Here is a 22,188-nt window from a genome sequence, read left to right as displayed (position 1 = left end):
TCCACGGCCGGATTCCAGGCACGCGTCCCCGCCCCCGGCACCGGGGCCGGCGGAATGCCGCAGTGGTCAGCGCCTGCCGCGCCGGACCGGCAGGAAGCGGTGCCAGGGGCGGCGCGGGAGCCGCGGCAGGGGTGGCAGGTCCGCGGGCAGCAGGGGCGTGTGGGTGCGCAGGGCCTCGCTCGCCGGGAAGGGCTCGGCACCGTCGGCGCCGCCCGCGCTCTGGGCGCCCGGGGCGGTCGGCGGACCGCCGTGGGGAGGTGCGGCGGCACGGCCCCCGGGCGTGGTCGCGGGCTCGGGGAGCGGCTCCCGCCCGGGCCCGTACCCGTCCGCGGCGCGGATGGGCCCCGTCCGCGAGCTCGGGTCCGGCGGTGACGGCGTCTGTTCGGAGGACGTCCCGGCGTGCACGTCGGGGCCGGGTGCCGCGGGCAGGGCGGAGGGGCCCGCGCTGTCCCACGCGAAGACCCTTCCCGCGTGTTCCCGCGTCTGGCGCCGGATCGCCTCGGGCAGCCATTTCCCGTGGGCCAGCAGCCGGGACACCTCGTCCGTCTCCGCCGCGGGCAGTGCGTTGATCAGATCGGCGACGGAGGGCCGGGACACCGGATCCTTGTCGAGGCAGGGGCGGATCAGGGAGGCCATCTCTTGCGGCAGGCCACTGAGTTCCGGTTCGTCGTGAACGATCCGGTACATCACCCCGTAGGTGTTCCCCCCATCGAAGGGACCGGCACCCGTGGCGGCGTACGTCAGGGTGCACGCCAGGGCGAACACGTCGCTCGGGGGGCCCGACTTGTGGCCCTGGAACTCCTCCGGCGACATGTATCCAGGGGTTCCGAGGACCATCCCCGAGCGCGTGAGGTGGGTCGCGCCGCCGAGGGCGGAGATACCGAAGTCGATCACGCGCGGGCCGTCCTCCGCCAGCAGTACGTTCGACGGCTTCAGGTCGCGGTGCACGATCCCCGCCTCGTGGATCGATTCCAGTGCGCTGAGCAATCCCAAGCGCAGGGCCAGCAGCGCCTCCCGGGGCAACGGTCCGAAGGTGCGGACGGCGTGGTGCAGGGAGGGGCCCGGCACGAACTGGGTCGCCATCCACAGACGTTCCTCGTCCTGGCCTCCGGATGCCAGAACCGCCGCGGTGAAATGCCCGCCGACCCGCGACGCCGCCCTCAGTTCACGCTGGAACCGGGCACGGAACTCCTGGTCTTCCGCGAGCTCCTCGCGCAACACCTTGACCGCGGCCAGACGACCCCCGCCGGAACGGCCGAGATACACCTTGCCCATGCCGCCGGCTCCCAGCCGGCCGAGCAGCCGGTAGGGGCCGATCCGCGCCGGGTCCGAACGCTCCAGCGGGGAGGCGTCCCCGGGCCCGGTCCCCGCCCCGTCCGGTACGCCGCGCGTCTCCCGCCCGCTCACCGCGTGCCTCCGCGCGGGCCGGCGCCGAAGAAGATCTGGTCCTTGAGCCGCCGGTCCGCCTTCCGGCGCCAGAAGGCCAGCAGGACGCGGTTCTCGACGGTTTCGGGAGCGTTCGGGCCCAGGACGCGGGTGAGCTCCGGAAGAACGGCGTGGAACTGGCGGATGGCCTCACCCACCTCACCCCGGACCCCCGTCCAGTGGGCCAGCCGCGCCCTGCTGACCAGCGTGGCCCGGTCATCGGAGCCGAGGACCCAGGCGATGTCACCCACCAACAGGCCGAAGAGCCGCACCGCTTCCGCGGCCTGCCCCGTCTCCCCGGTCCAGTGGGCGAGCTGGCTGCGTGCGAGCAGGGTCTCGCGGTCGTCGGGGCCCAGTACCCGTTCGAGATCCGGTACCGCGGCCGCGAAAAGCCTCCGCGCCCGGCGACGCCGTCCCGCCGCACCCGACCAGTGGGCCAGTCGCGAGCGGCTGAGCAGGGTGTGCCGGTCATCGGGGCCCAGGGCCCAGGAGACGTCCGGCACCAGGCCCGTGAGCAGCCGCACCGCGGCCTTGCTCCCGCCGGCCCGGCCCGTCCACTGGGCCTGGTTCACGCGCCCGGTGAAGGTCTCGCGGTCCTCCGCGCCCAGGACCCGTGACAGATCGGGTACGAGGTCACCGGTCATACGCGCCGCCGCTGCGGGGTCATCGGCCTCACCGGTCCAACGGGCCAGCCGACCACGGCCGATGAGGGTCTCACGGTCGTCGGGACCGAGCACGCGCGACAGGTCGGCGAGAACGGAGGAGGCGAGGCTGAGTGCCTCGTGATACCTGCCCGACTCACCCGTCCAGTAGGCGAGTTGGCTCTGGCCCGCGAGCGTGGCGCGGTGGTGCGGGCCGAGCACGCGCGTCATGTCGCCGACGGCGGCGGCGGACAGCCTGAGCGCCTCGTCGGTGTCCCCCTCGCGCCCGGTCCAGTAGGCGAGGTCGATCCGCCCGACGAGGGTGGCGGGATCGTCCGGCCCCAGCATGCGCGTGAGATCCGGCACCACTTCGCTGAGCAGACGCATGGCCTCGCCGGTCCGGCCTTCCTCACCACGGCGTCGGCCGAGGTCCCACCGGGCCAGCAGCCCTTCCCGGGAGCCGGGGGCCCCGCCCGCCGCCGCCTCGGAGACCGGTCGGCGTCCGGGTCGTGGACGGGGCCGGGACAGAACCAGGAACTCCGCCGTGTCCGTTCCGCATTGCTGGGGCTCCGGCAGGCCTTTGGCCGGCAGCACCCGCCTGAGGTGCCGGAACAGCGCGCCCAGCGTGACCTCGGCCGACGGCGTACTGGGGATGCCGTCCCGCAGGGCCAGCAACAGCTCTCCGGTGAACGCGGTGTGCCGTTCGCCGTCCTGGAACCGTGCGGGCTCGTTGGCGGCCGCCGACGTCAGCGTGTAGGTGCCGGCGATCTCCATCTGTTCGATGAGCGGCTCGTACGTTCCGGACAGCCCACCCGTGATGGCACGTCCGGAGAAACAGCAGTCGAGGACGAGCACCCGGTTGCGCGCCGGACTGGCCAGGAACGCCTCGCGGATCCCCTGGAAGGGGAAGGCCGTGAACGACGGTGCCTCGCTGACGGACTTGGCCAGCCCCAGGTACAACTCGCGCCGCTCGTGGCCGATCAGGCCGTGACCCGCGTAGTAGACGAGGAAGACGTCTTCGGCCTGGCGCGCGGCCTCCAGCAGGGGCAGCCCGAGGTCCCTCGGTGTGGCCGGGTCGAACACGGTGCGGGTCGTCTCGGCGGAGAAGGCCCCCGGCCGGCCTTCGGTGAGCAGGCGCTGAAGGTCCCGGACGTTGTTGCGTACGGCCGGGACGCCGGGCAGCAGGTCGTCCTCGGTGTACTCGGCCGTGCCGACCAGAACGGCCCGCGAACGGGCCGGGTCGGGCGGGCGCATCATGCTCAGCCCTCCGCTTCGGACGCCTCACCGAGTGCGGGGGCCGCTCCACCGGGGAGCGCCCCCCGGCCCGTATCGGGGTCCGGATGCAGCGCCGTGCGCAGGAGCCTCTCGACCTCGTCCAGGTCCTTCGCGTGCTGGACCGTCAGTTCCGTACGCGTTCCGTCGGGGGCGACCACGTTGACCCGCACGTTGCTGCGGCGCGGCTGGCGCACGTAGACCGCGACCGCCCTGGCCAGTGCCGTCAGTGCGCCTCCGGCGCCGACCGCCACGATGAGGGTGTCGCTCCAGGCGCCCAGTTCGCCCGCACCGGGCGCGGACGGCGCGATGTTCACCCGTCCGCGTAACGGCGCCTCGTCGCTGAGCCAATCTCTCAGGTCGGCAAGGGAGTCGGGCCCTCCGGAGCCTTCCGTCGCCAGCAGGGATCGCAAGGAGACCGCCTCTCCACAGCACGTCATGTCTCACCGGGCCCGAGGATGGACGGCCCCGTGTTCCGCTCCTCGCCAGTGTGCCACCGGGAGGATCACGGCGGGAGCCGAAAGGTCCGCGCGCCCGTTTCAGGCCGCCCGGAGCCTCGGGCCCGGCCGTCGGGTCCTCAGGGGCGGAGCAGGATCGGGTTGGTGAGGGCCGCCGGTGGGCCGGGGAGGGGTGGGGTCGGGGAGGGGTGGCGGACTTCCGCGCGGACGTAGGCGGTGCGGGCGGGTGTCGTGCGCCATTCCAGGGAGGCCGCCGCGGGCACGGTGAGGGCCGGGCCCTGGTCCGTGACCAGGCGCAGCTCGCAGCCCTCCGCGCCGGTCACCGACAGCCGGACGACGACCTCCGTGTCCGGACCGGGCGCGGCCAGGGTCTCCCCGATGCCGGCGTGGGCGCCGCGCGGGGTGACGGCGGTGAAGTCCACGCGGACGGCGGAGGATTCGGCGGCGTAGGCCCGTCCGGCGCGCAGTCCGGCCAGGATCGCCTCGCGCGACAGGTCGTCGGCCAGGACGACGGTCTGGGGTCCGCCGATGCGGTCCGGGTCGCGGTGGTAGTCGCTGTGCGCGAGGGCGGGCAGCCGGCGCTCGCCGGTCGCGCCGGACAGCGTGGCGTCCCAGGAGGCCAGGGACATCTCGTCGTCGGCGGTCCAGGGGCCGTTCCACACCTCGACGGCGTCGGCCTCGCCGAAGCCGAACTTCCAGGCGCAGCCGATGCAGCCGGCGTGCGGGTGGGCGGGGACGACGAGGCCGCCCGCCTGCCGGACGGCGCGGGCGAAGCGTGCGAAGCGGTGGTCGCGGGCCCGGTAGCGCCAGTCGATGAAGGTGCCCGGGTCGGTGCCCACGGCGAGGACGTGGCCGGTGCGCGTGGTGACCTCCTCGCCGGTGAGGACGAGCAGACCGGCCGCGGCGGCGCCCGCCCAGGCGGTGTGGGAGCTGTGGGTGTTGTGGTCGGAGGTGTTGATGAAGTCCAGGCCGGCGGCGCGCGCGAGGGCGATGATCTCGGTCGGGGTGCGGCGGCCGTCGGAATGCACGGAGTGGATGTGGCAGTCCCCCCGGTACCACGCCCTGCCCCGTCCGGGGATGCGCCGGGGCGGGTAGACCGCGGGGACGGGGGTGCGGGTGTGCCGTGGACGAAGGTGACGGTGATCTCGTAGGACAAGCCCTGCGGGGCCACGGTGTAGGGGCCGAGGGCCACCTGCCAGCGGCCGGGGTCCAGCGGGCCCGGCAGGTAGCCGGGGGTGGCCTCGTCCGTGCGGAGGAAGAACTCGCTGCGGGCGCCGCCGGACCAGCCGCGGAAGCCGCGGCCGCCGAGCGCGGTGCCGTGCTGGTCGAACAGGCCGATGTCGAGGGCGTTGCCCGGCGTGCCGGGCGGGGTGGGCGGCTTGTCGTAGCGGTAGGAGACGCGTAACTCGCGGACGCCCGGCGGGACGTCCACGGGCACGTACACGAAGTCCGGTGCGCCGGGCGGGATGGTGCCGCGCAGGGTCGTCGTGGTCGTGTCCGGCTCGGGTTCCGCGCCCGCGCCGGCGGCGGGCCGGAGGGAAGGGGCGGCGACGGCACCGGCCGAAGCGGCCGCCTGTGCCAGGAGTGCTCGTCTGCTGAGGGCCATGGGGCCGAGGGTCGCGGAAGGAGGTGAATCCGGTGTGAACGCCCGGGCCGGCGGCCGCGTGACGAGGGGGCCGGGCGGACGCCGGGCGCGCCCGGACCGGCCCCCCTCAGGGACGGCTCAGCGGGACCACACCGTGCCGCGGGCCTCGTGTTCGAGCATCGCCTCGACGCTCGTCGCCGTGTCCGCTCCCAGTTCACGGCGGACGAGCCACAGGGCGAGTTCGAGCCCCGAGGTGACGCCGGCGGCGGTGACGAGGTCGCGGTCGTCGACGACGCGCGCGTTCTTCAGCACGCCTCCCTGCGCCTCGAGGTCGGGGCGTGCCTTGTGGTGGGTGGTGCAGGGGCGTCCCCGGGTCAGTCCGGCGGCGGACAGCAGCATGACGCCGGTGCAGAGCGCGCTGACGGTCAGGCCCGGGCGGGGTGCCTCGCGCAGGGCGCGGATGAGCGTGCCGCGCCGGATCTCGGCCCAGACGCCCGGTTCCTCGCGGCGGGCGTAGCCGCCGCCCGGTACGACGATCACGTCCGCCTCCCCGGGGGCCCAGCCGTGGTCGACCGGGACGCGGGTGCCGTACGCCGCCTGGACGGACCCGGGCCGCGAGGAGGTGACGTAGCGGACCTCCACGGGGCGGTCGGTGAAGAAGCCGGCGGCGGAGAAGACCTCGTACGGGGCGGCGAAGTCGAGTTCCTCGACGCCGTCGAACATGACGACGTGGACGCGCAGGGGGCGCCCGTCCCGTGCCGGTGCGGGCGAGGACGCGGTGGTCGTGGTGGCCGCCGTCGCCGGTGCGGCCGCGGCCGTCGCACCCGCGAGGCCCATGCCGGTGGCGCCGATCGCGGTCGAGGCGCGGAGTAAGTCCCGTCGGTTCATCCGGGGTTCCTGTTCCCTTTCCTGTGGCTCTTCGGGGCGGCGGCACGCGTGGGCCGACCGGGAAGGCAGTCGGGCGGCGGGGCGCCGCGGTTCCCCCGTGCCGCTGTGCCGTGCGCCACAGGGCGCCGCAAGCGGGGCCCGTCGGCAGCCGGTTGAGGACCCGTCAGGAAGTGCCAGACCCCCCTGCCCGGTCCGGGACGTCGGTGCGAGGATGAACTCGCCATGAAGCCAGGCCACTGTTCCCGAGCCGCACGGGCTGCGATGTTCGCAGTCCTCTGCGTGCTGCTCGCGACCACCGGCCACGTCCTCATGTCGGGCCGGAACGTGCCGTGGTGGGCCGCGCTGGCAGCGCTCGCGGCGACGTCGACGGCCGCCTGGGCCACGGCGGACCGCGAACGCGGGCTGCTCGCCGTCACCACGGCGACGGTGGCGGTGCAGGCCGTGCTCCACACGGGGTTCACCCTGGCCCAGTCGCCTTCCGGCTCCCCACCGGCTCCGGCCGGTGCCCCGGCGGGCGGGCACGGCCGTCACCCGATGCGGTCCATGCACGACATGCACATGGACGGCATGGACGGCATGGATGGCGCGCACGGCATGGACGGCGCGCAGGGCATGGGCGGCATGCACGGCATGGACGGCATGGACGGCGTCGACGGCATGACCTCGTCCACGGCGGACGCCGTGATGCCCGCCGCCGGGCATGACATGGCGGGCATGTCCCCCGTCGGGATGCTGGCCGCGCACCTCCTGGCCGCCCTACTGTGCGGCCTCTGGCTCGCCTACGCGGAGCGGACCGCCTTCCGTCTCCTGCGCGCCGTCGCCGGATGGCTCCGCGCGCCCCTGCGCCTGCTGTTCGGCCCCGTACCGCCGGTCCCGCACCGGCCGCGCGTCCGCATGCGCCGGGTCCGGGAACGGCAGGCCCTGCGCCGCCTGTTCCTCGTCCACGCCATCACCTCACGGGGTCCTCCGACGGGAACCGCTGTCCTGTGACAGCCGGCTCCCCGAGCGGACGCTGACGGCACGCACCGCGCCGTCGCGCCTCGGGCATCGGCCATGCCCTCCGGCAGGCCGCACCCCTTCATCGGCTCCGCCGTGCGCGCGGCCGAACCTCCCCTTGCCCTAAGGACCTTCGGCGATGACCCCTGCCCTGACCGAGCAGCTCCCCACCTCCGGCACGACCACCCGCCCGGCCGCCCCGGACCCCGAGGCCGATGTGACCCGGCTGGCCCTGGAGGCCCGCGACGGCGACCCGGCCAAGGCCGACCGTTTCGTCCGCGCCCTCCACCGCGACGTCTGGCGTTACGTGGCGTACCTCAGCGCCGACCCGCAGGCGGCCGACGACCTCGCGCAGGAGGTCTTCCTGCGCGCGCTCGTGGCGCTCCCCCGGTTCGAAGGCCGTTCCTCGGCCCGCACCTGGCTGCTGTCGATCGCCCGCCGCACCGTCGTCGACAGCCTCCGCCGCGCCGCCGCCCGCCCCCGCCTGTCGGACCACCAGGACTGGCAGGCCGCGGCCGAGCGGGCACAGCCGCGCGGCGTACCCGGATTCGAGGACGGCGTGGCCCTGGCCGAACTGCTGGCGCTCATCCCGGCCGAGCGCAGGGAGGCCTTCGTCCTCACCCAGCTCCTCGGCCTGGGCTACGCGGAGGCGGCCGAAGCGGCCGGCTGCCCGATCGGCACCGTCCGCTCCCGGGTGGCCCGCGCGCGTACCGACCTCGTCGCGCTCCTGACCGACACGGGCCCTGCGCGCCGGGCGGAGGGCTGCCGCCCCGCTGCCGCAGAGGTCAGGAGTCGTCGTCTTCGCGGGTCATCGCCCGCTCCTGCCGCCGCCTGAGCTCCTCGGAGCTCTTGCCCGGCACCGGCTTGCTGGCCTCGGGGTGTACCGGGTCCGGGCCCGGGTGCTCCTGTATCTGCTCCTCGCGGCCGATGCCGGGCTCCTGACGCTTGTGCTGCATGCCTTTCATGGCGGCTGCTCCTCTATGTGTGCGGGGAAGCGGTGCTCCCCGGGCCGGCGGGCGGGGCGGGGAGGCGGGGGGTGAGGTGGTAGACGGCGTACGCGCGGTCGATGACCGGCATGGCCACGTTGCGGACCCTGACCCCGCCCGCCGTGATCCCGTGCTCGGTGCCCAGGTGGGCGTGGCCGTGCACGGCGAGGTCGGCGCCGGCCTCGTCGATCGCCTCGGCGAGGAGGTAGCTGCCGAGGAACGGGTGGATCTCGGGGGGTTCGCCGGCCAGGGTGTCCGGTACCGGGGAGTAGTGGGTGAGCGCGATCCGCAGGGCGGTCCCCACCTCCGCCAGGTCGGTGAGCGCGCGGCGCAGCCCGTCGGCGCAGGTCCGGGAGTGCCGCATGAAGGCCTTCATCTCGGGTTCGCCGAAGTCGCTGCCGCAGCGGCCGGCGTATCCCCCGCCGAATCCCTTGGCCCCCGCCACCCCCACGCTGGTGCCGTGGAGGTCCAGGACGACGGCCTCCCCCTCCAGGACGGTCACCCCGGCCTCGGCGAGGACGGCGGCGAGTTCCCCCGGCCGGTCGTCGTGGTGGTCGTGGTTGCCGAGTACGGCCACGACGGGCACGGGCAGCCCGGCGACCTCACCGGCGACGACGGCCGCCTCCCTGGGGGTGCCGTGGCGGGTGAGGTCACCGGCGAGGAGGAGCAGGTCGGCGTGGTCCCCCAGGGTCTCGAAGGCGGGCCGGAGGGTCCCCTCGCAGCCGGGCGCCAGGTGGATGTCCCCCACGGCCGCGACGCGGATCACGGCAGGTCCTCCTCACGGTCGGGCGGGCGGGCGCTGACGACGGTGAGGTCGTGGCGCCAGGGAAGCGGGTGCAGGGATTCCGCGGCCATCCGCAGGACCGTGTCGCGGCAGTCCGGGCTGGCGACCGGTCCCCAGACGAGGACCGTGGGGCCGCGCAGCTCGACGCGGACCCCGAGTTCGGCGATCTCCTCCCGCGCGAGCCGGTCCCGTAGGTGCTGGGCCCGGTACTCGGGCAGGACGGGGTCATGCGTGCTCATGGCGGGCCTGCTTTCGGGGCTCGATCACCCGCAGGCGTTCGAGGAGGTACAGGAAGGCGTCGGGCAGGGGCTGGTCACGGTGGCGGCGGTCGAGGAGTTTCCAGTCGATGCGCTCACGGAGCATCCGGGCCATGGGGAGCAGTTCGGCGAAGTCGCAGTAGTGCTCGCACAGGGCGGCCAGGCGGCTGTCCATGAGGTCGGTCGGGGCGAGGACCGGCATGCGTACGGAGTCCACGGCGCGGACGTCCGCGCGCTGGAGGAGCTCCCCCGCGACGGGCCGGCCGGCGAGGTCCAGGATGAGGTCGATCTCCTCGTCACCGTCGCGCCCCTTGATCAGCCAGTCCTCGGGGGCGTCGACGACGGTGATGCCCCCTTCGGCCAGTGCGGCCACGGCGGCGGCCGCGTCCTCGCGGCGGAGGCAGAAGTCGGTGTCGTGCCGGAATCCGGCCGGCAGCCCGTGGGCGAACGCGGCGACGCTCCCGGCGAGCGCGAAGGGCACTCCCGCCTCCTTGAGGAGCGCCCCGACCCGCTTGGTGGTCTCCAGGATGGCCTGGGTGTGATCGCGCGGGAGGTTCACGGATTCGCTCACGGCTCACCTCACCGCGGATCCGCCCGCGCCCGCCGACGCCGGGTGCAGGGGCGCGGTGGCGGCGCCGGCTCCCCGGCGGAGGCCCTCCAGGAACTCCGCGACGGCTTCGGTGGCCGTGGCCCCCGGCACCCAGCCCAGCGCGTCGCGCGCGCGTCCGGCGTCGAGGAGCGGCAGTCGCAGGACGGCGTCGAGGAGGCCGGGGGCGGCCGGTACGAGGTGCATCCGCCAGGCCGCGGCGAGGGCCGCCCGGGCGGCTCCCGCGGGCAGCGGCACCGTACGGGCGTGCAGGAGCGCGGCGATGGCCGCGGTGTCCAGCACCGGGTCCGCCACCAGGTTGAAGGGGCCGTGGACCGGGCGGACCACGGCCGCGCGGTAGGCCTCGGCGGCGTCGTCGGTGTGCAGGGCCTGGAAGCGCAGGCCCCGCACGGCGGGCAGCGCGGGCAGCAGGCCGGGCCGGATCAGGCGCCACGGCAGGAGCGGGCCGGCGAAGATCCGGCGCTGCTCGCTCGCGGACTCCTCCTTGAAGAGGAACGCGGGCCGCATCCGCACCAGGCGGATGCCGGGGTGGGCGGCTTCGAAGCCGTCCAGGTAGCGCTCCAGGTAGGCCTTCTCACGGGTGTAGGCGGCGCCGGGCCAGCCGTGGGTGGGCCAGGACTCGTCGACGGGACGTCCGTCGGCGGGACCCGGCGAGTAGGCGCCCACCGAGGAGGCGTGCACCAGGGCCGGCACTCCGGCCCGGGCGCAGGCCTCGAAGACCCTGACGCTTCCCAGCACGTTGGTCCGCCAGGTGGCGACGGGGTCGTGGGTGGGCTGGAACTTCCAGGCGAGGTGGACCACCGCGTCCGCTCCCCCGAAGAGCGCGGTGAGGTCCTCGTGGCCGGGGTCGACGTCGGCCGCGGCCCAGCGCACGCCCGGGACGCGGAGTTCCGGCAGCCTGCGGGCCACCCCCAGCACGTCGGTGACGGCGGGATCGGCGGCCAGGGCCCGCACCACGGCGGTGCCCGCGTTGCCGGTGGCTCCGGTCACGACGACCTTCATGGCGCCTCCCTCGTCCTGCCCGGCCGGCTCGCCCGCCGGTCCGGGTTCGGTTGGCGCGTGCCCGGGACCGTCCGGCACAAACCCGTCGGGAGGAGCGGCCCGCGTATGGAACCCGCTCACGCGGGCAGAAGCCGTGTGCCGGGTACCGACGCCGAGCGCGTCGTGACGGGCCGCGGCCGGCGGTGCCGCGCGGGGGGCCAGGAGGCGAGGAGGCCTCACATGAGCAGCGAATTCGACGTGCGGGCGGGTGACCGGGCCGGGGACGGCGACGGGCCGGCTCCGGTCGTCGTCCACGTGACCGGCGAGATCGACATCCGGCACGCGGGAGAACTCGAGAGCATGGTGACGGCGGCCCTCTCCGGCGCGCGGTCCGCGACCTCGGTGATCGTCGACCTGACCAACTCGTCCTTCTGCGACTCCGCCGGACTCAGTGCTCTGATCCGGGCGCGCGAGGCGGCCCTGCGCACCGGCGGCACCCTCAGCCTCGCGGCTCCCAGCCACCAGATGCTGCGCCTGCTCGACCTGACGGGCACCGCCGGCCTCTTCCCGGTCCGGCCGGCCGTCGGGCCACCGCCGCGCTGACAGCCGTCGGGCTCCCACCGCGCTGACACCGGGCCGCCGCGCCGACACCGGGCCGGGCCCGGCTACGCGGCGGGTTCCTCGGGCCTGGAGCGGGACGGCACCCGCACGATCACGCCGCTGCGGGGCCGGGTCGGGATGCGGCCGACGGGGATGCCCAGGTCCTGGTCGGGCAGGTCGAGCCCGAGGCCGGGCAGGGTCGCCGCCAGAGTGGCCAGGAGGTGGACGGTGATGTCCTCGCCGGGGCAGCGGTGCCCGGTGCGGGCGTTCCCGCCGCCCTGGGCGATGAGCTCGCCGGGGCCCGGCTCCCGGCCGAGGAAGCGGCGCGGGTCGAAACGGTTCGGCTCGGGCCAGAGGCCCGGGTCGCGGTGGTGGCCGGGTACGTCGAGGAGCACCAGCGTGCCCTCCGACACGTCCTGCCCGTCGAAGCGCAGGTCGCGGGCGGCGAGGCCGCCGACGAACGGCACGAACGGGTAGCAGCGCCGCACCTCGTGGGCGAAGGCCCGGGCGTACCGCCCGTGGTCCGCGCGCAGTTCCTCCCGGACGGCGGGGAAGTGGTGCAGCGCGTGTGCGGCGAAGGTGGTGAACCAGGTGATCGCCACGATGGGGCGCAGGACGTTCAGCAGTTCCACGGCGGCCGTGTGGAGGTCGAGCGGGGTGCCGTCGGCGTCCCGGTGCGCGGCCACCGCTTCCAGCACGGTGGGCCGGTCGCCGGACGACAGGGCCACCGCGCCCCGGCGTACGTCCGCGACGGCGCGGGCGAGGGCGGCCTCCTGGCGGCTGCGGGCCCGGCGGGCCTTCCAGTGGCGGGGTCCGGGGGTGGCGAACCCGTCCACCATGGCCACGCAGTCCTCGGCCAGACGGCGCACGGCGGCCCCGTCGGCGACCGGTACCCCGCTCCATTCGCAGACGGCGGCGGCGAGCGCCACGGCCATCTCGTCGAAGAGGACGGCTCGCCGTCCGCGCAGGCCGTCGACCGTGCGCAGCCAGTGTTCGCGGGCGAGCCGGCCGAGGTCGTCCACCCCGTCGGGCGTCATGAGCCGGGTCGTGAAGAGCTCTTTGCGGACCCGGTGGGTTTCCCCGTCCAGCGTGTGGACGGCTCCCCTGCCGAAGAGGGTGTCGAGGACCGGTCCGGGCAGGGCGCCGTGCCGCAGCACGTGGCGTTCGTCGTAGAAGAAGTCCACGGCGGCCGGGCCGTGCAGCAGGAGGGCGGGCCGGCCCATCAGCCTGGCCGGGACGGCCGGGCCGTCGCCGTGCCGTCGGCGCAGTCCGGGGGCCCAGGCGTAGCCGCTGGTCAGGAGGGTGAGCGTGCTGTCGGCGAAGGGATGCATGGCCGTCGTCTACCCGGTCGCCCCGGCCGCACGCGCCCCCGAACGGGCGGCGCCGTACCCCGGTGGCCCCGGGGCAAGGCACCCGGGCGCGGGCCGGTGTCAGTCCGACGGGACGTCTTCCTCGAAGGTGATCTCGCCGCTGGGGCGGAGTTCGGCCCCCATGTTGCGTTCCATCATGCGCAGGGCGGCCTCGGCGAGGCCGGCGTCGATGTGGGCGACGGCGTCGAGGGCCACGGTGACGTCGAGGTGGCGGATGTGGGCGTCCAGGGCCGAGTAGAGCACGCACTGCTCGGTGACCTGCCCGCACAGCACCACCCTCTGGACCCCGAGCTGGCCCAGGAGGTAGGCCAGGGGCGTTTCGTAGAAGACGGAGTGACGGGCCTTCACGACGAAGAGGGCGTCCTCGTCGGGTGCGACCGGCTCGACGAGGTCGGCGTACCGGCCCGCGAGGGCGGCTTCGAGGATCTCGCCGTGGTGGGAGCGCCAGCGGCCGAAGTTGTCGTTCACGTAGACGACCGGTGCGCCGGCCTTCCGCGCCCGCCGCAGGAGCGACCCGACGCCGGGAAGGGCTTCGCGGACGGACCGCACGAGCACCTCCGCGTCCTCGTGCTCGTAGGTGTTCAGCATGTCGATGACGACGAGTGCCGCCCGTGCCGTCCGGCCCATGCCACCACCTCCCACCACGGGCCGTCAGGGCTCTTCGCGCAGGACCCTGACGCTCTTCACGTCGGTGTCGACGGCGTCGGGCACGACCATGCCGGCCTCGACGCCGGTGCGGAGGTAGCGCAGGACGTCCGCGTTCAGGCGCTCCCCCGGCAGCGCGGCCGGGATGCCGGGCGGGTAGGGGGTGAGCATCTCCGCGGCGACGCGTCCTTCGGCCCGCTCCCAGGGGACCTGCTCGGTGCGGCCGAAGAACGCGTCCCTCGGCAGTACCGCCTGCTCCAGCCGGAGTCCGGCGGGCGGGGGGACGTGCACGGGCTGTCCGGTGCGCAGTCGGGGGGCGTGGGCGGCGAAGTCGCGGAGGGCGCTGATCAGGGCGTCGGCGGTGCGGTCGTCGTCGGCGTGGGTGAGCTGGGCGCTGATCCGGCGGTGGTCGCAGACGTGCAGGTTGACGCGGTGCTCGCGGCGCAGCCAGTCGGCGGCGCGGTAGCCGGTGACCTGATGGGCGCTGATGTCGACGGTGATCTGGAGGGGGTCCAGGTCGGTGGCCCTGCCGGGGCCGCAGAAGTCGGCGCGGTCGTGGACGTGCAGGCCGTCGATGCCGGAGATCCGGTCGCGGGTCCGGCCGGCGAGGGCGAGGGCGTCGTCGTAGAGGGCCTTGCCGTACTCGGCCATCTGGCGTCGCCAGCCGTCGAGGGCCGCGTACACGAGGACGGACGGGCTGGTGGTGCCGAGCAGGTCCTCGCGGCACTTGAGGACTTCGGGGGCGACCAGGTCGCCCTGGAGGTGGAAGACCGAGCTCTGTTCGAGTCCGGAGCCCATCTTGTGCACCGAGGTCACGCAGACGTCGGCGCCGGCGTCCATGGCCCAGGTCGGCAGGTCGGGGTGGAAGGGCAGGTGGGCGCCCCATGCCTCGTCGACGATGAGGGGGACGCCGTGGCGGTGGCAGACCTCGGCGATGGCGGCCAGGTCGGAGCAGGTGCCGTACGGGGTCGGGGTGGTGACCAGCGCGCCGCGTGCGTCGGGGTGCTCGGCCAGCGCCCGCTCGAAGGCCTCCGCGGACGGCGGGTGGGCCAGGTGCCGTTCGGGGTCCCACTGCGGGTCGACCCAGACGGGGCGGATGCCGGACAGGACCAGCCCCGAGACCACGGACTTGTGCGCGTCCCGTCCGAGCACCAGCTTCTCGTGGGGGCCGGCGACCGACAGCATGGCGGACTTCACCGACAGCGAGCTGCCGCAGGTGGAGAAGAAGGCGTGCTCGGCGCCGACGGCCTCGGCCATGAGCGCCTGCGCCTCCTCCACGATGCCGTGGGAGGAGGTGCGGTCGTCCAGGCCGCTGGTGGCCAGGACGTCCGAGCGGAAGACGGCGTCGCCGAGCACGGCGCGCACCCGGGGGTCGGCCCCGCGTCCCTGCTTGTGTCCGGGCGGGGTGAACGGTGTCTGGCCGGCCGCGTGGTAGGCGGCCAGTGCGTCCAGTACGGGTGTCCTCGACTGGTCCATGCTGCCCGCCTGCCCACCGCGACGGTACGGAAACACCGGCCCCGCGATGGGCGGCGGCGCACGGGCGTCCGTCAGCTGGAGAGGGCTTCGAGGAGTTCGCCGACCTGCGCGTCGGGCAGGGCGCGGGCGACGTCGGCCTGGGCGACGACGCCGACGAGGGTGTGGCCGTCGATCACGGGCAGCCGGCGGACCTTGTGCTGGGACATGGTCCGCAGGATCTCGCCGGCGTCGTCGTCGGCGCCGATGGTGACCGCCTCGCCCTGGGCGAGTTCGCCGGCCGTGCAGGTGGCGGGGTCCTTGCCGGCGCCGAGGACCTTCACGACGATGTCGCGGTCGGTGAGCATGCCCTTCAGGAGCTGGTCGGTGCCACAGATCGGCAGCGCGCCCACCCCGAGGGCGGTCATCTTCTTCGCCGCCTCCAGGATGCTGTCGTCGGCACCGATGCAGGTGGCGTCCGGCGTCATGATCTCGCGTGCGGTGGTCATGGTGGGTCTCCCGAGGTTGGATCGGCCGGGCCGCCGGGACCGGCGGCGCGGTATCCGCGCGCCTGCCCGCTGCCGGTCCCGCCAAGCGGCCCGCGCCCGGCTCCTTCGGCGAAGGACGCCCGCGCGGGCCCGCACCCGGCTCCGGGACCGGCCCGTCCGGCCCGTCCGGCCCGTCCGGCTCGTCCCGCCTCAGGCTGCCGTCGGCGGTCCGGCCGGAGGCACGGGTTCGAGTACGAAGACCGGGATCAGGCGGTCGGTCTTCTCCTGGTACTCGGCGTAGGCCGGATACGCGGCGACCGCGCGCCGCCACCACCGGGCCCGCTCGTCCCCGTCGAGCTCCCGCGCCGTCATGCGCTGCCGTCGCGGGCCGTCCTGGAGCTCCACCTGCGGCTCGGCCCTGAGGTTGAAGTACCAGTCGGGGTGGCGCGGGAAGCCGGCCTTCGAGGCGACCGCCGCGTACCGTCCCCCGTCCTCCACGCGCATCAGCGGGACCTTGCGGATCCTGCCGCTCTTCGCGCCGCGCATCGTGACGATGACGACCGGCAGGCCCGTGTCCCAGAGCGTCGTGCCCCGCGTGCCGCCCGAACTCTCGTACAGCTCGACCTGTTCGCGGATCCACTGCGCCGGACTCGGGTCGTACTCGCCCTCGAGAGGCATCACGTTCCACCGCCTGTTCGTCGTGCCCGCACTTCGTCCTGACAGTCCAGCACACCTCACGCCCGCCCGGTCCGGCCCACGGGCTACGGTCGTGCCGTGAAGAACACCTCCATGCCGGACCGCCGTGCCGAGGTGCGGACGAAGACGCTCGACCGCATCGCTTCGTACCGCGAGGCCAAAGACCGCTGGAACCTGTTCGGCAGCCTCAAGAACCTCATCGAGCAGGCCGTCCGTGACTACGAGCACCGCGCCCTGGTGGAGCTCCTGCAGAACGCCCACGACGCGCATGCCGCCGACGGCTCGGGGGGCCGGGTCCTGATCAGGCTCGACCACGACGAGGGCCCGCACGGCGCGGTGTACGTGGCGAACACCGGACGGCCCGTCAGCCGCAGCAACTTCGACGCCATGACGGACGTCGCCCGGTCCGACAAACGCCCGGAGGAGGGCATCGGCAACAAGGGCATCGGTTTCAAGAGCGTGCTCCAGCTGACCCGATCGCCCCAGGTCTACTCCGTCGCCGAGGAAGGCCGCCGGGACTTCGACGGCTACCGCTTCACCTTCGCCGACGAGGCCTCGCTCAAGGACCTCCTGGACGGTGACGCGGCCCTCGCCGGGGAAGTGGCCGCCGACGTCTTCCACCTGTGTCTGCCGGTGCCTCTGGACGACGTCCCGGACACCGTGAGCGCCTTCGCGGCCGAGGGCTACGTGACCGTGCTGCGCCTGCCACTGAAGAGCGAGGAGGCCCGGGCCGAGGCCGCCGAACAGCTGGCCGCCCTGTCCGTCGGCCCGCCGGTGCTGCTCTTCCTGCGCCGGATCGGCTCGCTGATCGTCGAAGAGCGGCGGGACGGCGGCGTCGAACGGCACACCCTGGCCCGGACCGAGCGGACGGACGCCGAACTCGACCGGCTCACTGTCAGCACCGTCACCATCGGCGACGTCGGGGCCTTCGTCCTGTTCGACCGGCAGGTGACGGCCGGGGCCTTCGGCGACGCGGTCGAACGGAGCGTGCTCGGCGGCCACATCAGCGAGGGCTGGCGCGATTGGGAGGGAGACGCCCGGGTCACGCTCGCGTTTCCCCTGGACGAGGAGCTGGCCGAAGGGCGCCTCTACACCCACCTGCCGATGGGCGAACAGGCCGTCGCCCCCCTGCCGGCCCATGTGAACGCGCCCTTCTTCGCCAAGCTCGCCCGCGTGGACCTCGAGAAGACCGTCCCGCTCAACGACTTCCTCCTCGACGAGCTGGCCCTCCTCGGCGCCGATACGCTCCTCGCCTGCTCCGCCGGGAAGCTGGAGCTTCCACCGGCGCTCTGCGCGGACCTGCTGAGCTGGGACACCCCCATGTCCGACCGGCTCGCCTCGGCCTTCGCACGGCTCGGGCACGAGGTGGGCGCGGCCCCGATCGTTCCCCTGGCGCCGGGCGGGCGTCCGTGGGCCTCTCCCAAGGAGGCCCTGCTCTGGAACGACGAGGGCCGGACGCTCTTCACGACCGAACGGCTGACCCGGGACGCGGGCGCCGTTCTCGTGCACCCGTCCGTCGCCGGGCAGCGTGCGTCCCGGTTCGGGAAAGCCTTGACCACCCTCGCCGGCCGCTCACTGCGGCCCCCGGACGAACTCCTCGCGACCTGGGCGGAGAGCCTGGCCCGCAGCCTCGCCGGCACACCCTTCCAGCCGGACGTGTGGGCCCGTTTCTACGACGAGCTCGCCGGCTGCGTCGAGCGGCCCCGCGCACTCCAGGACCGCCGCATCCTCATGGACGACGACGGAAGGCTCAGAAAGGCGAACCGGGCCGACGGCAAGGGCAAACGTGCCACGGCCTTCTTCCCGCCCAGGGCCGACGGCGACGAACAGGCCGGCCCGACCCCACAGGGCCCCCGCCTGCCGCGGTCGCTGCGCCGTCGGGTCTTCTTCGTGTCCCGGGACATCCCGTGGAAGAACCGGCTCGGCAGCGTCACGAGCAAGCAGCCGGGCCGCCGGATGCTCGAAGACGGCGGCCTGGTCAACGAGTACCGCGCCGACGAACTGCTGGCGCTGGTCGCCCGCTCCCTGCAGGACGATCCCACCCCGGAACTCGCGGCGGAGGTCCTCACCTGGGCCTTCCGGCTGTCCCAGAGCGATACCGCGCCATGGCGCGACATCCAGGCGATGGGGCTGCTCGTCCCCGGCGCCGACGGCTCGTGGATACCGGCCTCGAAGGCCCTGTTCTGCGCCGAATGGGGCGACGCGCGAGCGAAGATGCTCGGCGAGCTCATCGACGGCGCGCAGGACGTCTCGGAGGAACTCGCCTCGCTGCGGTCCCGCTTGACCGCTGCCCCGGCGCATCAGGTCTTCCGGGGCGCGGACCTGGCGGAATGGCGTAGCTTCCTCGAGCGCCTGGGGGTCGGCGCCGGCCTCCGTCCCGTGCCGGTGCCGCGCTCCGCCCCGAGGGCGGACGGCCGTCACTTCATGGAAGGAACGCCCCCGGCGTCGTCCCTGCCGCAGGCCACTGCGGACGTCTGGCTGCGCCACGTGGTGAACAGCCGCCCCACGGACCTGCGCCCCTACACCCAGTACGTGGGCACCGCTCCTCTGTACCGGCTGCCCGGCCAGGACGACCACCCCCATCTGCCCGACGCCGCGAAGCGCGTGTACGCGAGGCTCGTGGCCGCCGGCTGCTCCGAGTGGGCCGCCGAGGCGCTGCACGTCACCGTGCGGCGTTACAACGACCGATGGGACTCCTTCAGCCTGCCCACGCCGGTGACCGCCTTCCTCGCCGAGGCCGAGTGGATGCCCGTCACCTCACCGCGTGAGCGCGCCGACTGGCGCTTCGTCCGGCCCGCTGCCGCCTGGACCTACGGGGACGAGGCCGCCCCGCCGTTCGTCCCCCTGGTGCCCCCTTCCCTGCGCCGGGCGTTCCAGGCGCACGACCGGGCGGTGCGCCGCACGAGCGCCTGGGGACTCGAACGGTGGGACTCCCCGGACACCGCCGCGCGTCGTGTCCGCGAGCTCACCGGGCTGTTCACCGCCGGCGCCGTCCCCGAGACGATGCTGGCCACCTTCCGCCGGGCCTACGAGGACGCCTGGGCGGAGTGCGCCCAGACGGGCCAGGTCCCCTACCCCCGGGGTTCCGGGGCGACCGTCGTCATCAGCCGGGGCGGCCGGCTCGAACCGGTCACGCTCACCGACGCCACGGACCCGGCGACCGACGTGGATCACCTGTACGTGGAAGACACCGACGCGCGCCAGCTGGTCCAGCTCCTCGAGCAGCGCGGCGCACCGCTGCTCCGCATGCGCAACGTGCACGGCGACGCGGTGGCCGCGCTGCTCGAGCGGCGCTTCGGCTCCCGCGTCCGCAGGGTCTCCCGGGCCCGGGTCGAAGTCCGTGTGGACGGCGAGCCGTTCCTTCCGGGCTCGGCGGGCGAGCCGTTGATCACGCCCGACCGCGAATGGCTCCTGACGCTCGTCGCGGCCGTCATCGACCTGCGTGCCGGCCGTTTCCGCCGCCCCACCACGGAATCGGTGCGGCGCGGTTGCGCGATCGCCAAGCGCGTTCGCATCGTTCACGCCTGCGTCCTGACCTCCGTGGTGGACGAGATCACCGAGCGGCCCGGTCACGGCGGCAGACGATGGCTGGCCGTCCCGCACGAGGACACCCCGACCCTGCTGCTGGAGGGGCCGAGCCAGGGCGAGGAGGACCTGCTCCAGCGGTCCGCTCCGGGGATCATGGAACTCCTCCACCACCCCGAACTCGCCGACACCCTCCGCATGGCCCTTCTCGACCTCGGCGCGGCCGGGTGGGACCAGGGCCAGAGCCCGGACGCCGACGCGATCGCCGATGTCCTGGGCGAGGACCGGGCCCGGGTGCACGAGATCGCCTCGACCCTGCGACAGCCCCTGGACGCTCTCCTGGACGTTCTGGTGCCGCTGCTGGCGACGCTCGACCCCGGAGCGGCCCGTGCCCTCCTGTCCGAGGACGAGGCCACCGCTTCCGAGACCGCACTGGACCGCTGGCTGGCCGCCCGGCTGACGCCGACGGACCACCGGGCCCTCCGGGCGGCGGCCCGCCACCCCGACCTGGACACGGCCCGCAGGGCCATGTCCCTGTCGCTGCCCGAGCTCAATGCGGCGATCTCGGCCCTCGGGTCACCGTACCGGCCGCTGCGCAACGCCGAAGGCATCGAGCAGGAGTTCCGGCACTTCGTCGTCGGCCGGCGACAGGGCATCCTGAACGCGCTGCGGGCCGGCTTCCTGGAGGCGTTCCGGTCCGGAGCCCCCCTGACCTCGTACACCGAGAACCGGCATCTGGCCGCCCTCGTGCCGGACCCCACCTGGGCGGACGAACGGCTTCACGTGGAGACCGCCCTCATGCGGGCGCACGTCGACCGCTGGCTCACCGGTCTCGGCGCCCCGCCCCTCGGCACGGACGCCCGGCTGCCGCCGGTGGACGAACTCCGGCTCACCAACCGGCCCCTCCTCCTGGGTCAGCTGAAGCGGGCACGCGCGCTGGTCCACGCGTGGGAGGCAGCCCACGATGAGCCCGCCTCCGGCCTGCCCGGGGACCCGGAGGGCGTCGCGGCCGAAGCGGCCGCAGCCGGCCTGCTCGACTTCCTCCCGCTCGACGACCCCACGACGCTGCGCTGGCTCCGGGCCGGGGACCGATGGCCTGCCGCCATCCCGCTCGCCCTGACACCCGAGGCACTCGGCCTGACGACCGGCCAGCTGGAGAACGCCAGACGGCAGGAGCGGAGGGAACGGCGCCTGCGACAGGAAGAGCAGCGGCACATCATGGTGGACCGCGTCAGGATGTCGGCGGAGGAGGACAACTACCACGCGATCGTGGAAGCCGTACGGGGCGGCCTCACCGCCGAGTTCCTCCACTCGGCCGGCGACGATCCGCTCGTCGAACTGGGTCCGCGTGCACAGCGGCTCCCCGGAACCGGGCGTCCCGGATTCTCCGCCGGCCGACGGCGCAAGCTCTCCGACACACAGGCACTCGCGGTCGGTCTCGCCGGAGAGGTGGCCGCCCTCGCGTGGCTCAAGAACCGGTACGACGCCGTGAACGACGGCGCCTGGGTGTCGGGCTACCGCAACAAGGTTCTGGGTGACGGCCTGGGCGACGACTCGCTCGGCTACGACCTCGTCGTCGAGACGAAGCGGGCGAGCCTGCTCTTCGAGGTCAAGTCATCAGCCGGAAGCGAGGGGGAGTTCGTCCTCTCGCCCACCGAGATCGCCCGCGCGCGCTCTCTGAAGAAGCGGGAGACGTTCCAGGTGCTGTACGTCTCCCACGCCCTCGACGCCGACTTGCGCAGGATCCACCTCCTGCCCAACCCGCTCCACCCACGGTCGGCCCGCTTCTTCCGCTCGGTCGGCGAGGGCCTGCGCTACCGGTTCCAGCTGTCCTCGGGCTCCGGCTCAGGCCGGTGAGCCGGAGCCCGTGGCGAAGGCGAGGATGGCGTCGGCCGCTTCGCTCAGGGTGGCGAAGTGGCGGTGCACGCCGTCCACCGGGGTGGCGGTGTTGACGCCCCACACCGCCATGCCGGCACTCAGCCCGGCGCGCACCCCGGACGGTGCGTCCTCGATGACCAGGCACTCCTCCGGCCGGGCACCGAGCAGCGCGGCCGCCCGCAGGTACGGCACCGGCGACGGCTTGCCCTCCGTGACGGCGGCCGCGTCCACCACGACCTCCGGGACCGGCAGGCCGGTCCGCGCGAAACGGCCGCGCACCCGGTGCTCGTAGTTCGACGTCACCAGCCCCCAGGTCCCGGGCCGCAGGGCACCGAGGAGTTCCGCGGCGCCGTCGAAGGCCCCGTAGACGCCGGTGCGGACGTCCTCGTCTTCCAGCGCGTGCAGCGCGGCGAGGCACTCGTGCGGGTCCCGGTCCGGGGCGACCTGCGCGAAGGTCTCCATCGGCCGGGTCCGCAGCGCCACCCGGTGGACCTCGTCGGGGTCCAGGCCGTACCGCGCGGCCCAGGTCCGCCAGACCAGGCGCTGGTTGTCCAGGGCGTCGATCAAGGTGCCGTCGACATCGAACAGGACGTACCGCTTGGCGCCGGACGGGCGGGGTTCACTGATCACGTGCCGATCATGCCATCAGGCCAT

General features: G+C 74.3%; 19 protein-coding genes and 1 pseudogene. 4 read left to right on the top strand and 16 right to left on the bottom strand.

The genetic code is table 11. The features are described 5' to 3' along the window. Positions 1 to 66: 66 nt before the first annotated feature. The 5 genes and pseudogenes from ABT403_RS01060 to ABT403_RS01040 form a co-directional block, all read right to left on the bottom strand. Positions 67 to 1,407 carry a serine/threonine-protein kinase gene (locus tag ABT403_RS01060; protein ID WP_344167488.1) on the bottom strand — a complete coding sequence of 447 codons (1,341 nt, stop codon included), beginning with the start codon at positions 1,405 to 1,407 and terminating at the stop codon, positions 67 to 69. Beyond that, complete coding sequence (locus tag ABT403_RS01055) at positions 1,404 to 3,323, bottom strand: caspase, EACC1-associated type (RefSeq protein WP_344167491.1); 1,920 nt, start codon at positions 3,321 to 3,323, stop codon at positions 1,404 to 1,406. The genes ABT403_RS01060 and ABT403_RS01055 overlap by 4 nt, the downstream gene beginning before the upstream one ends. A gap of 2 nt (positions 3,324 to 3,325) precedes the next feature. Then, positions 3,326 to 3,778, bottom strand: coding sequence for an effector-associated constant component EACC1 (locus tag ABT403_RS01050; RefSeq protein WP_344167494.1), 453 nt, complete (start codon positions 3,776 to 3,778; stop codon positions 3,326 to 3,328). A gap of 137 nt (positions 3,779 to 3,915) precedes the next feature. Continuing rightward, a pseudogene (locus ABT403_RS01045) lies at positions 3,916 to 5,402 on the bottom strand (CehA/McbA family metallohydrolase). Between the two features lie 117 nt (positions 5,403 to 5,519). Next, positions 5,520 to 6,269, bottom strand: coding sequence for a DJ-1/PfpI family protein (locus tag ABT403_RS01040; protein ID WP_344167497.1), 750 nt, complete (start codon positions 6,267 to 6,269; stop codon positions 5,520 to 5,522). A 261-nt stretch (positions 6,270 to 6,530) separates the two neighbouring features. Between ABT403_RS01040 and ABT403_RS01035 the strand changes: the two genes are divergently transcribed. Together ABT403_RS01035 and ABT403_RS01030 are read left to right on the top strand one after the other, a co-directional pair. Then, the gene (locus ABT403_RS01035; RefSeq protein ID WP_344167500.1) at positions 6,531 to 7,259 is read left to right on the top strand and encodes a hypothetical protein; all 729 of its coding nucleotides are present in this window, start codon (positions 6,531 to 6,533) and stop codon (positions 7,257 to 7,259) included. 145 nt (positions 7,260 to 7,404) lie between these two features. After that, complete coding sequence (locus tag ABT403_RS01030) at positions 7,405 to 8,100, top strand: sigma-70 family RNA polymerase sigma factor (protein ID WP_344167503.1); 696 nt, start codon at positions 7,405 to 7,407, stop codon at positions 8,098 to 8,100. Here the strand turns inward: ABT403_RS01030 and ABT403_RS01025 are convergent. From ABT403_RS01025 to ABT403_RS01005, 5 genes are read right to left on the bottom strand one after another with little or no spacing between them, the layout of a single operon-like run. Beyond that, complete coding sequence (locus tag ABT403_RS01025) at positions 8,051 to 8,230, bottom strand: hypothetical protein (protein WP_344167506.1); 180 nt, start codon at positions 8,228 to 8,230, stop codon at positions 8,051 to 8,053. The genes ABT403_RS01030 and ABT403_RS01025 overlap by 50 nt on opposite strands. A gap of 13 nt (positions 8,231 to 8,243) precedes the next feature. Continuing rightward, positions 8,244 to 9,017, bottom strand: a complete 774-nt coding sequence (locus ABT403_RS01020) for a metallophosphoesterase family protein (RefSeq protein WP_344167509.1) — start codon at positions 9,015 to 9,017, stop codon at positions 8,244 to 8,246. Further along, positions 9,014 to 9,274, bottom strand: coding sequence for a hypothetical protein (locus ABT403_RS01015; protein ID WP_344167512.1), 261 nt, complete (start codon positions 9,272 to 9,274; stop codon positions 9,014 to 9,016). Before ABT403_RS01015 ends, ABT403_RS01020 begins: the two co-directional genes overlap by 4 nt. Next, positions 9,261 to 9,863 carry a nucleotidyltransferase family protein gene (locus tag ABT403_RS01010; protein ID WP_344167515.1) on the bottom strand — a complete coding sequence of 201 codons (603 nt, stop codon included), beginning with the start codon at positions 9,861 to 9,863 and terminating at the stop codon, positions 9,261 to 9,263. The genes ABT403_RS01015 and ABT403_RS01010 overlap by 14 nt, the downstream gene beginning before the upstream one ends. Before the next feature lie 3 nt (positions 9,864 to 9,866). Beyond that, a complete protein-coding gene (locus ABT403_RS01005) occupies positions 9,867 to 10,901 on the bottom strand; it encodes an NAD-dependent epimerase/dehydratase family protein (protein WP_344167518.1) in 1,035 nt (344 codons plus the stop codon). A gap of 219 nt (positions 10,902 to 11,120) precedes the next feature. On the opposite strand from ABT403_RS01005, the gene ABT403_RS01000 reads away from it, so the two are divergent. Then, positions 11,121 to 11,483 (top strand): STAS domain-containing protein, encoded by a 363-nt coding sequence (locus tag ABT403_RS01000; protein WP_344167521.1) that lies wholly within the window; start codon positions 11,121 to 11,123, stop codon positions 11,481 to 11,483. 62 nt (positions 11,484 to 11,545) lie between these two features. On the opposite strand, the gene ABT403_RS00995 is transcribed toward ABT403_RS01000, so the two are convergent. The 5 genes from ABT403_RS00995 to ABT403_RS00975 all read right to left on the bottom strand — a co-directional run bounded on the left by ABT403_RS00995 (position 11,546) and on the right by ABT403_RS00975 (position 16,113). Then, positions 11,546 to 12,811, bottom strand: a complete 1,266-nt coding sequence (locus ABT403_RS00995) for a cytochrome P450 (RefSeq protein ID WP_344167524.1) — start codon at positions 12,809 to 12,811, stop codon at positions 11,546 to 11,548. Positions 12,812 to 12,910: 99 nt separating this feature from the next. Continuing rightward, entirely contained in the window at positions 12,911 to 13,477 is a 567-nt protein-coding gene (locus tag ABT403_RS00990) for a cysteine hydrolase family protein (protein WP_344167527.1), read from the bottom strand. A 24-nt stretch (positions 13,478 to 13,501) separates the two neighbouring features. Continuing rightward, positions 13,502 to 14,971 carry an aminotransferase class I/II-fold pyridoxal phosphate-dependent enzyme gene (locus ABT403_RS00985; RefSeq protein ID WP_344167530.1) on the bottom strand — a complete coding sequence of 490 codons (1,470 nt, stop codon included), beginning with the start codon at positions 14,969 to 14,971 and terminating at the stop codon, positions 13,502 to 13,504. Between the two features lie 71 nt (positions 14,972 to 15,042). Then, a complete protein-coding gene (locus ABT403_RS00980) occupies positions 15,043 to 15,456 on the bottom strand; it encodes a CBS domain-containing protein (protein ID WP_344167533.1) in 414 nt (137 codons plus the stop codon). 189 nt (positions 15,457 to 15,645) lie between these two features. Then, entirely contained in the window at positions 15,646 to 16,113 is a 468-nt protein-coding gene (locus tag ABT403_RS00975; protein ID WP_344167536.1) for a nitroreductase family deazaflavin-dependent oxidoreductase, read from the bottom strand. A gap of 96 nt (positions 16,114 to 16,209) precedes the next feature. On the opposite strand from ABT403_RS00975, the gene ABT403_RS00970 reads away from it, so the two are divergent. Then, on the top strand, positions 16,210 to 21,513 hold the full coding sequence (locus tag ABT403_RS00970) for a sacsin N-terminal ATP-binding-like domain-containing protein (protein ID WP_344167539.1): 5,304 nt from the start codon (positions 16,210 to 16,212) through the stop codon (positions 21,511 to 21,513). Here ABT403_RS00970 and ABT403_RS00965 read toward each other — a convergent pair. Beyond that, entirely contained in the window at positions 21,502 to 22,164 is a 663-nt protein-coding gene (locus ABT403_RS00965) for an HAD family hydrolase (protein ID WP_344167542.1), read from the bottom strand. The genes ABT403_RS00970 and ABT403_RS00965 overlap by 12 nt on opposite strands. Between the last annotated feature and the right edge of the window lie 24 nt (positions 22,165 to 22,188).

The organism is Streptomyces sp. NPDC000075 (genome assembly GCF_040301925.1).
In the GTDB taxonomy this organism is placed as follows: Bacteria; Actinomycetota; Actinomycetes; order Streptomycetales; family Streptomycetaceae; genus Streptomyces; species Streptomyces polychromogenes.
The sequence above is the reverse complement of the archived record's forward strand: the minus strand, read 5'-3'. Positions and strand labels throughout refer to the sequence as shown.

Excerpts from the sequence above, each read along its gene's own strand:
- ABT403_RS01050 (WP_344167494.1), bottom strand. The coding sequence starts at position 3,778 with ATGACGTGCTGTGGAGAGGCGGTCTCCTTGCGATCCCTGCTGGCGACG.
- ABT403_RS00995 (WP_344167524.1), bottom strand. The coding sequence starts at position 12,811 with ATGCATCCCTTCGCCGACAGCACGCTCACCCTCCTGACCAGCGGCTAC.
- ABT403_RS00975 (WP_344167536.1), bottom strand. The coding sequence starts at position 16,113 with ATGCCTCTCGAGGGCGAGTACGACCCGAGTCCGGCGCAGTGGATCCGC.
- ABT403_RS01015 (WP_344167512.1), bottom strand. The coding sequence starts at position 9,274 with ATGAGCACGCATGACCCCGTCCTGCCCGAGTACCGGGCCCAGCACCTA.
- ABT403_RS01000 (WP_344167521.1), top strand. The coding sequence starts at position 11,121 with ATGAGCAGCGAATTCGACGTGCGGGCGGGTGACCGGGCCGGGGACGGC.
- ABT403_RS01035 (WP_344167500.1), top strand. The coding sequence starts at position 6,531 with ATGTTCGCAGTCCTCTGCGTGCTGCTCGCGACCACCGGCCACGTCCTC.
- ABT403_RS01030 (WP_344167503.1), top strand. The coding sequence starts at position 7,405 with ATGACCCCTGCCCTGACCGAGCAGCTCCCCACCTCCGGCACGACCACC.
- ABT403_RS01040 (WP_344167497.1), bottom strand. The coding sequence starts at position 6,269 with ATGAACCGACGGGACTTACTCCGCGCCTCGACCGCGATCGGCGCCACC.
- ABT403_RS00990 (WP_344167527.1), bottom strand. The coding sequence starts at position 13,477 with ATGGGCCGGACGGCACGGGCGGCACTCGTCGTCATCGACATGCTGAAC.
- ABT403_RS00985 (WP_344167530.1), bottom strand. The coding sequence starts at position 14,971 with ATGGACCAGTCGAGGACACCCGTACTGGACGCACTGGCCGCCTACCAC.
- ABT403_RS01055 (WP_344167491.1), bottom strand. The coding sequence starts at position 3,323 with ATGATGCGCCCGCCCGACCCGGCCCGTTCGCGGGCCGTTCTGGTCGGC.
- ABT403_RS01005 (WP_344167518.1), bottom strand. The coding sequence starts at position 10,901 with ATGAAGGTCGTCGTGACCGGAGCCACCGGCAACGCGGGCACCGCCGTG.
- ABT403_RS00980 (WP_344167533.1), bottom strand. The coding sequence starts at position 15,456 with ATGACCACCGCACGCGAGATCATGACGCCGGACGCCACCTGCATCGGT.
- ABT403_RS01025 (WP_344167506.1), bottom strand. The coding sequence starts at position 8,230 with ATGAAAGGCATGCAGCACAAGCGTCAGGAGCCCGGCATCGGCCGCGAG.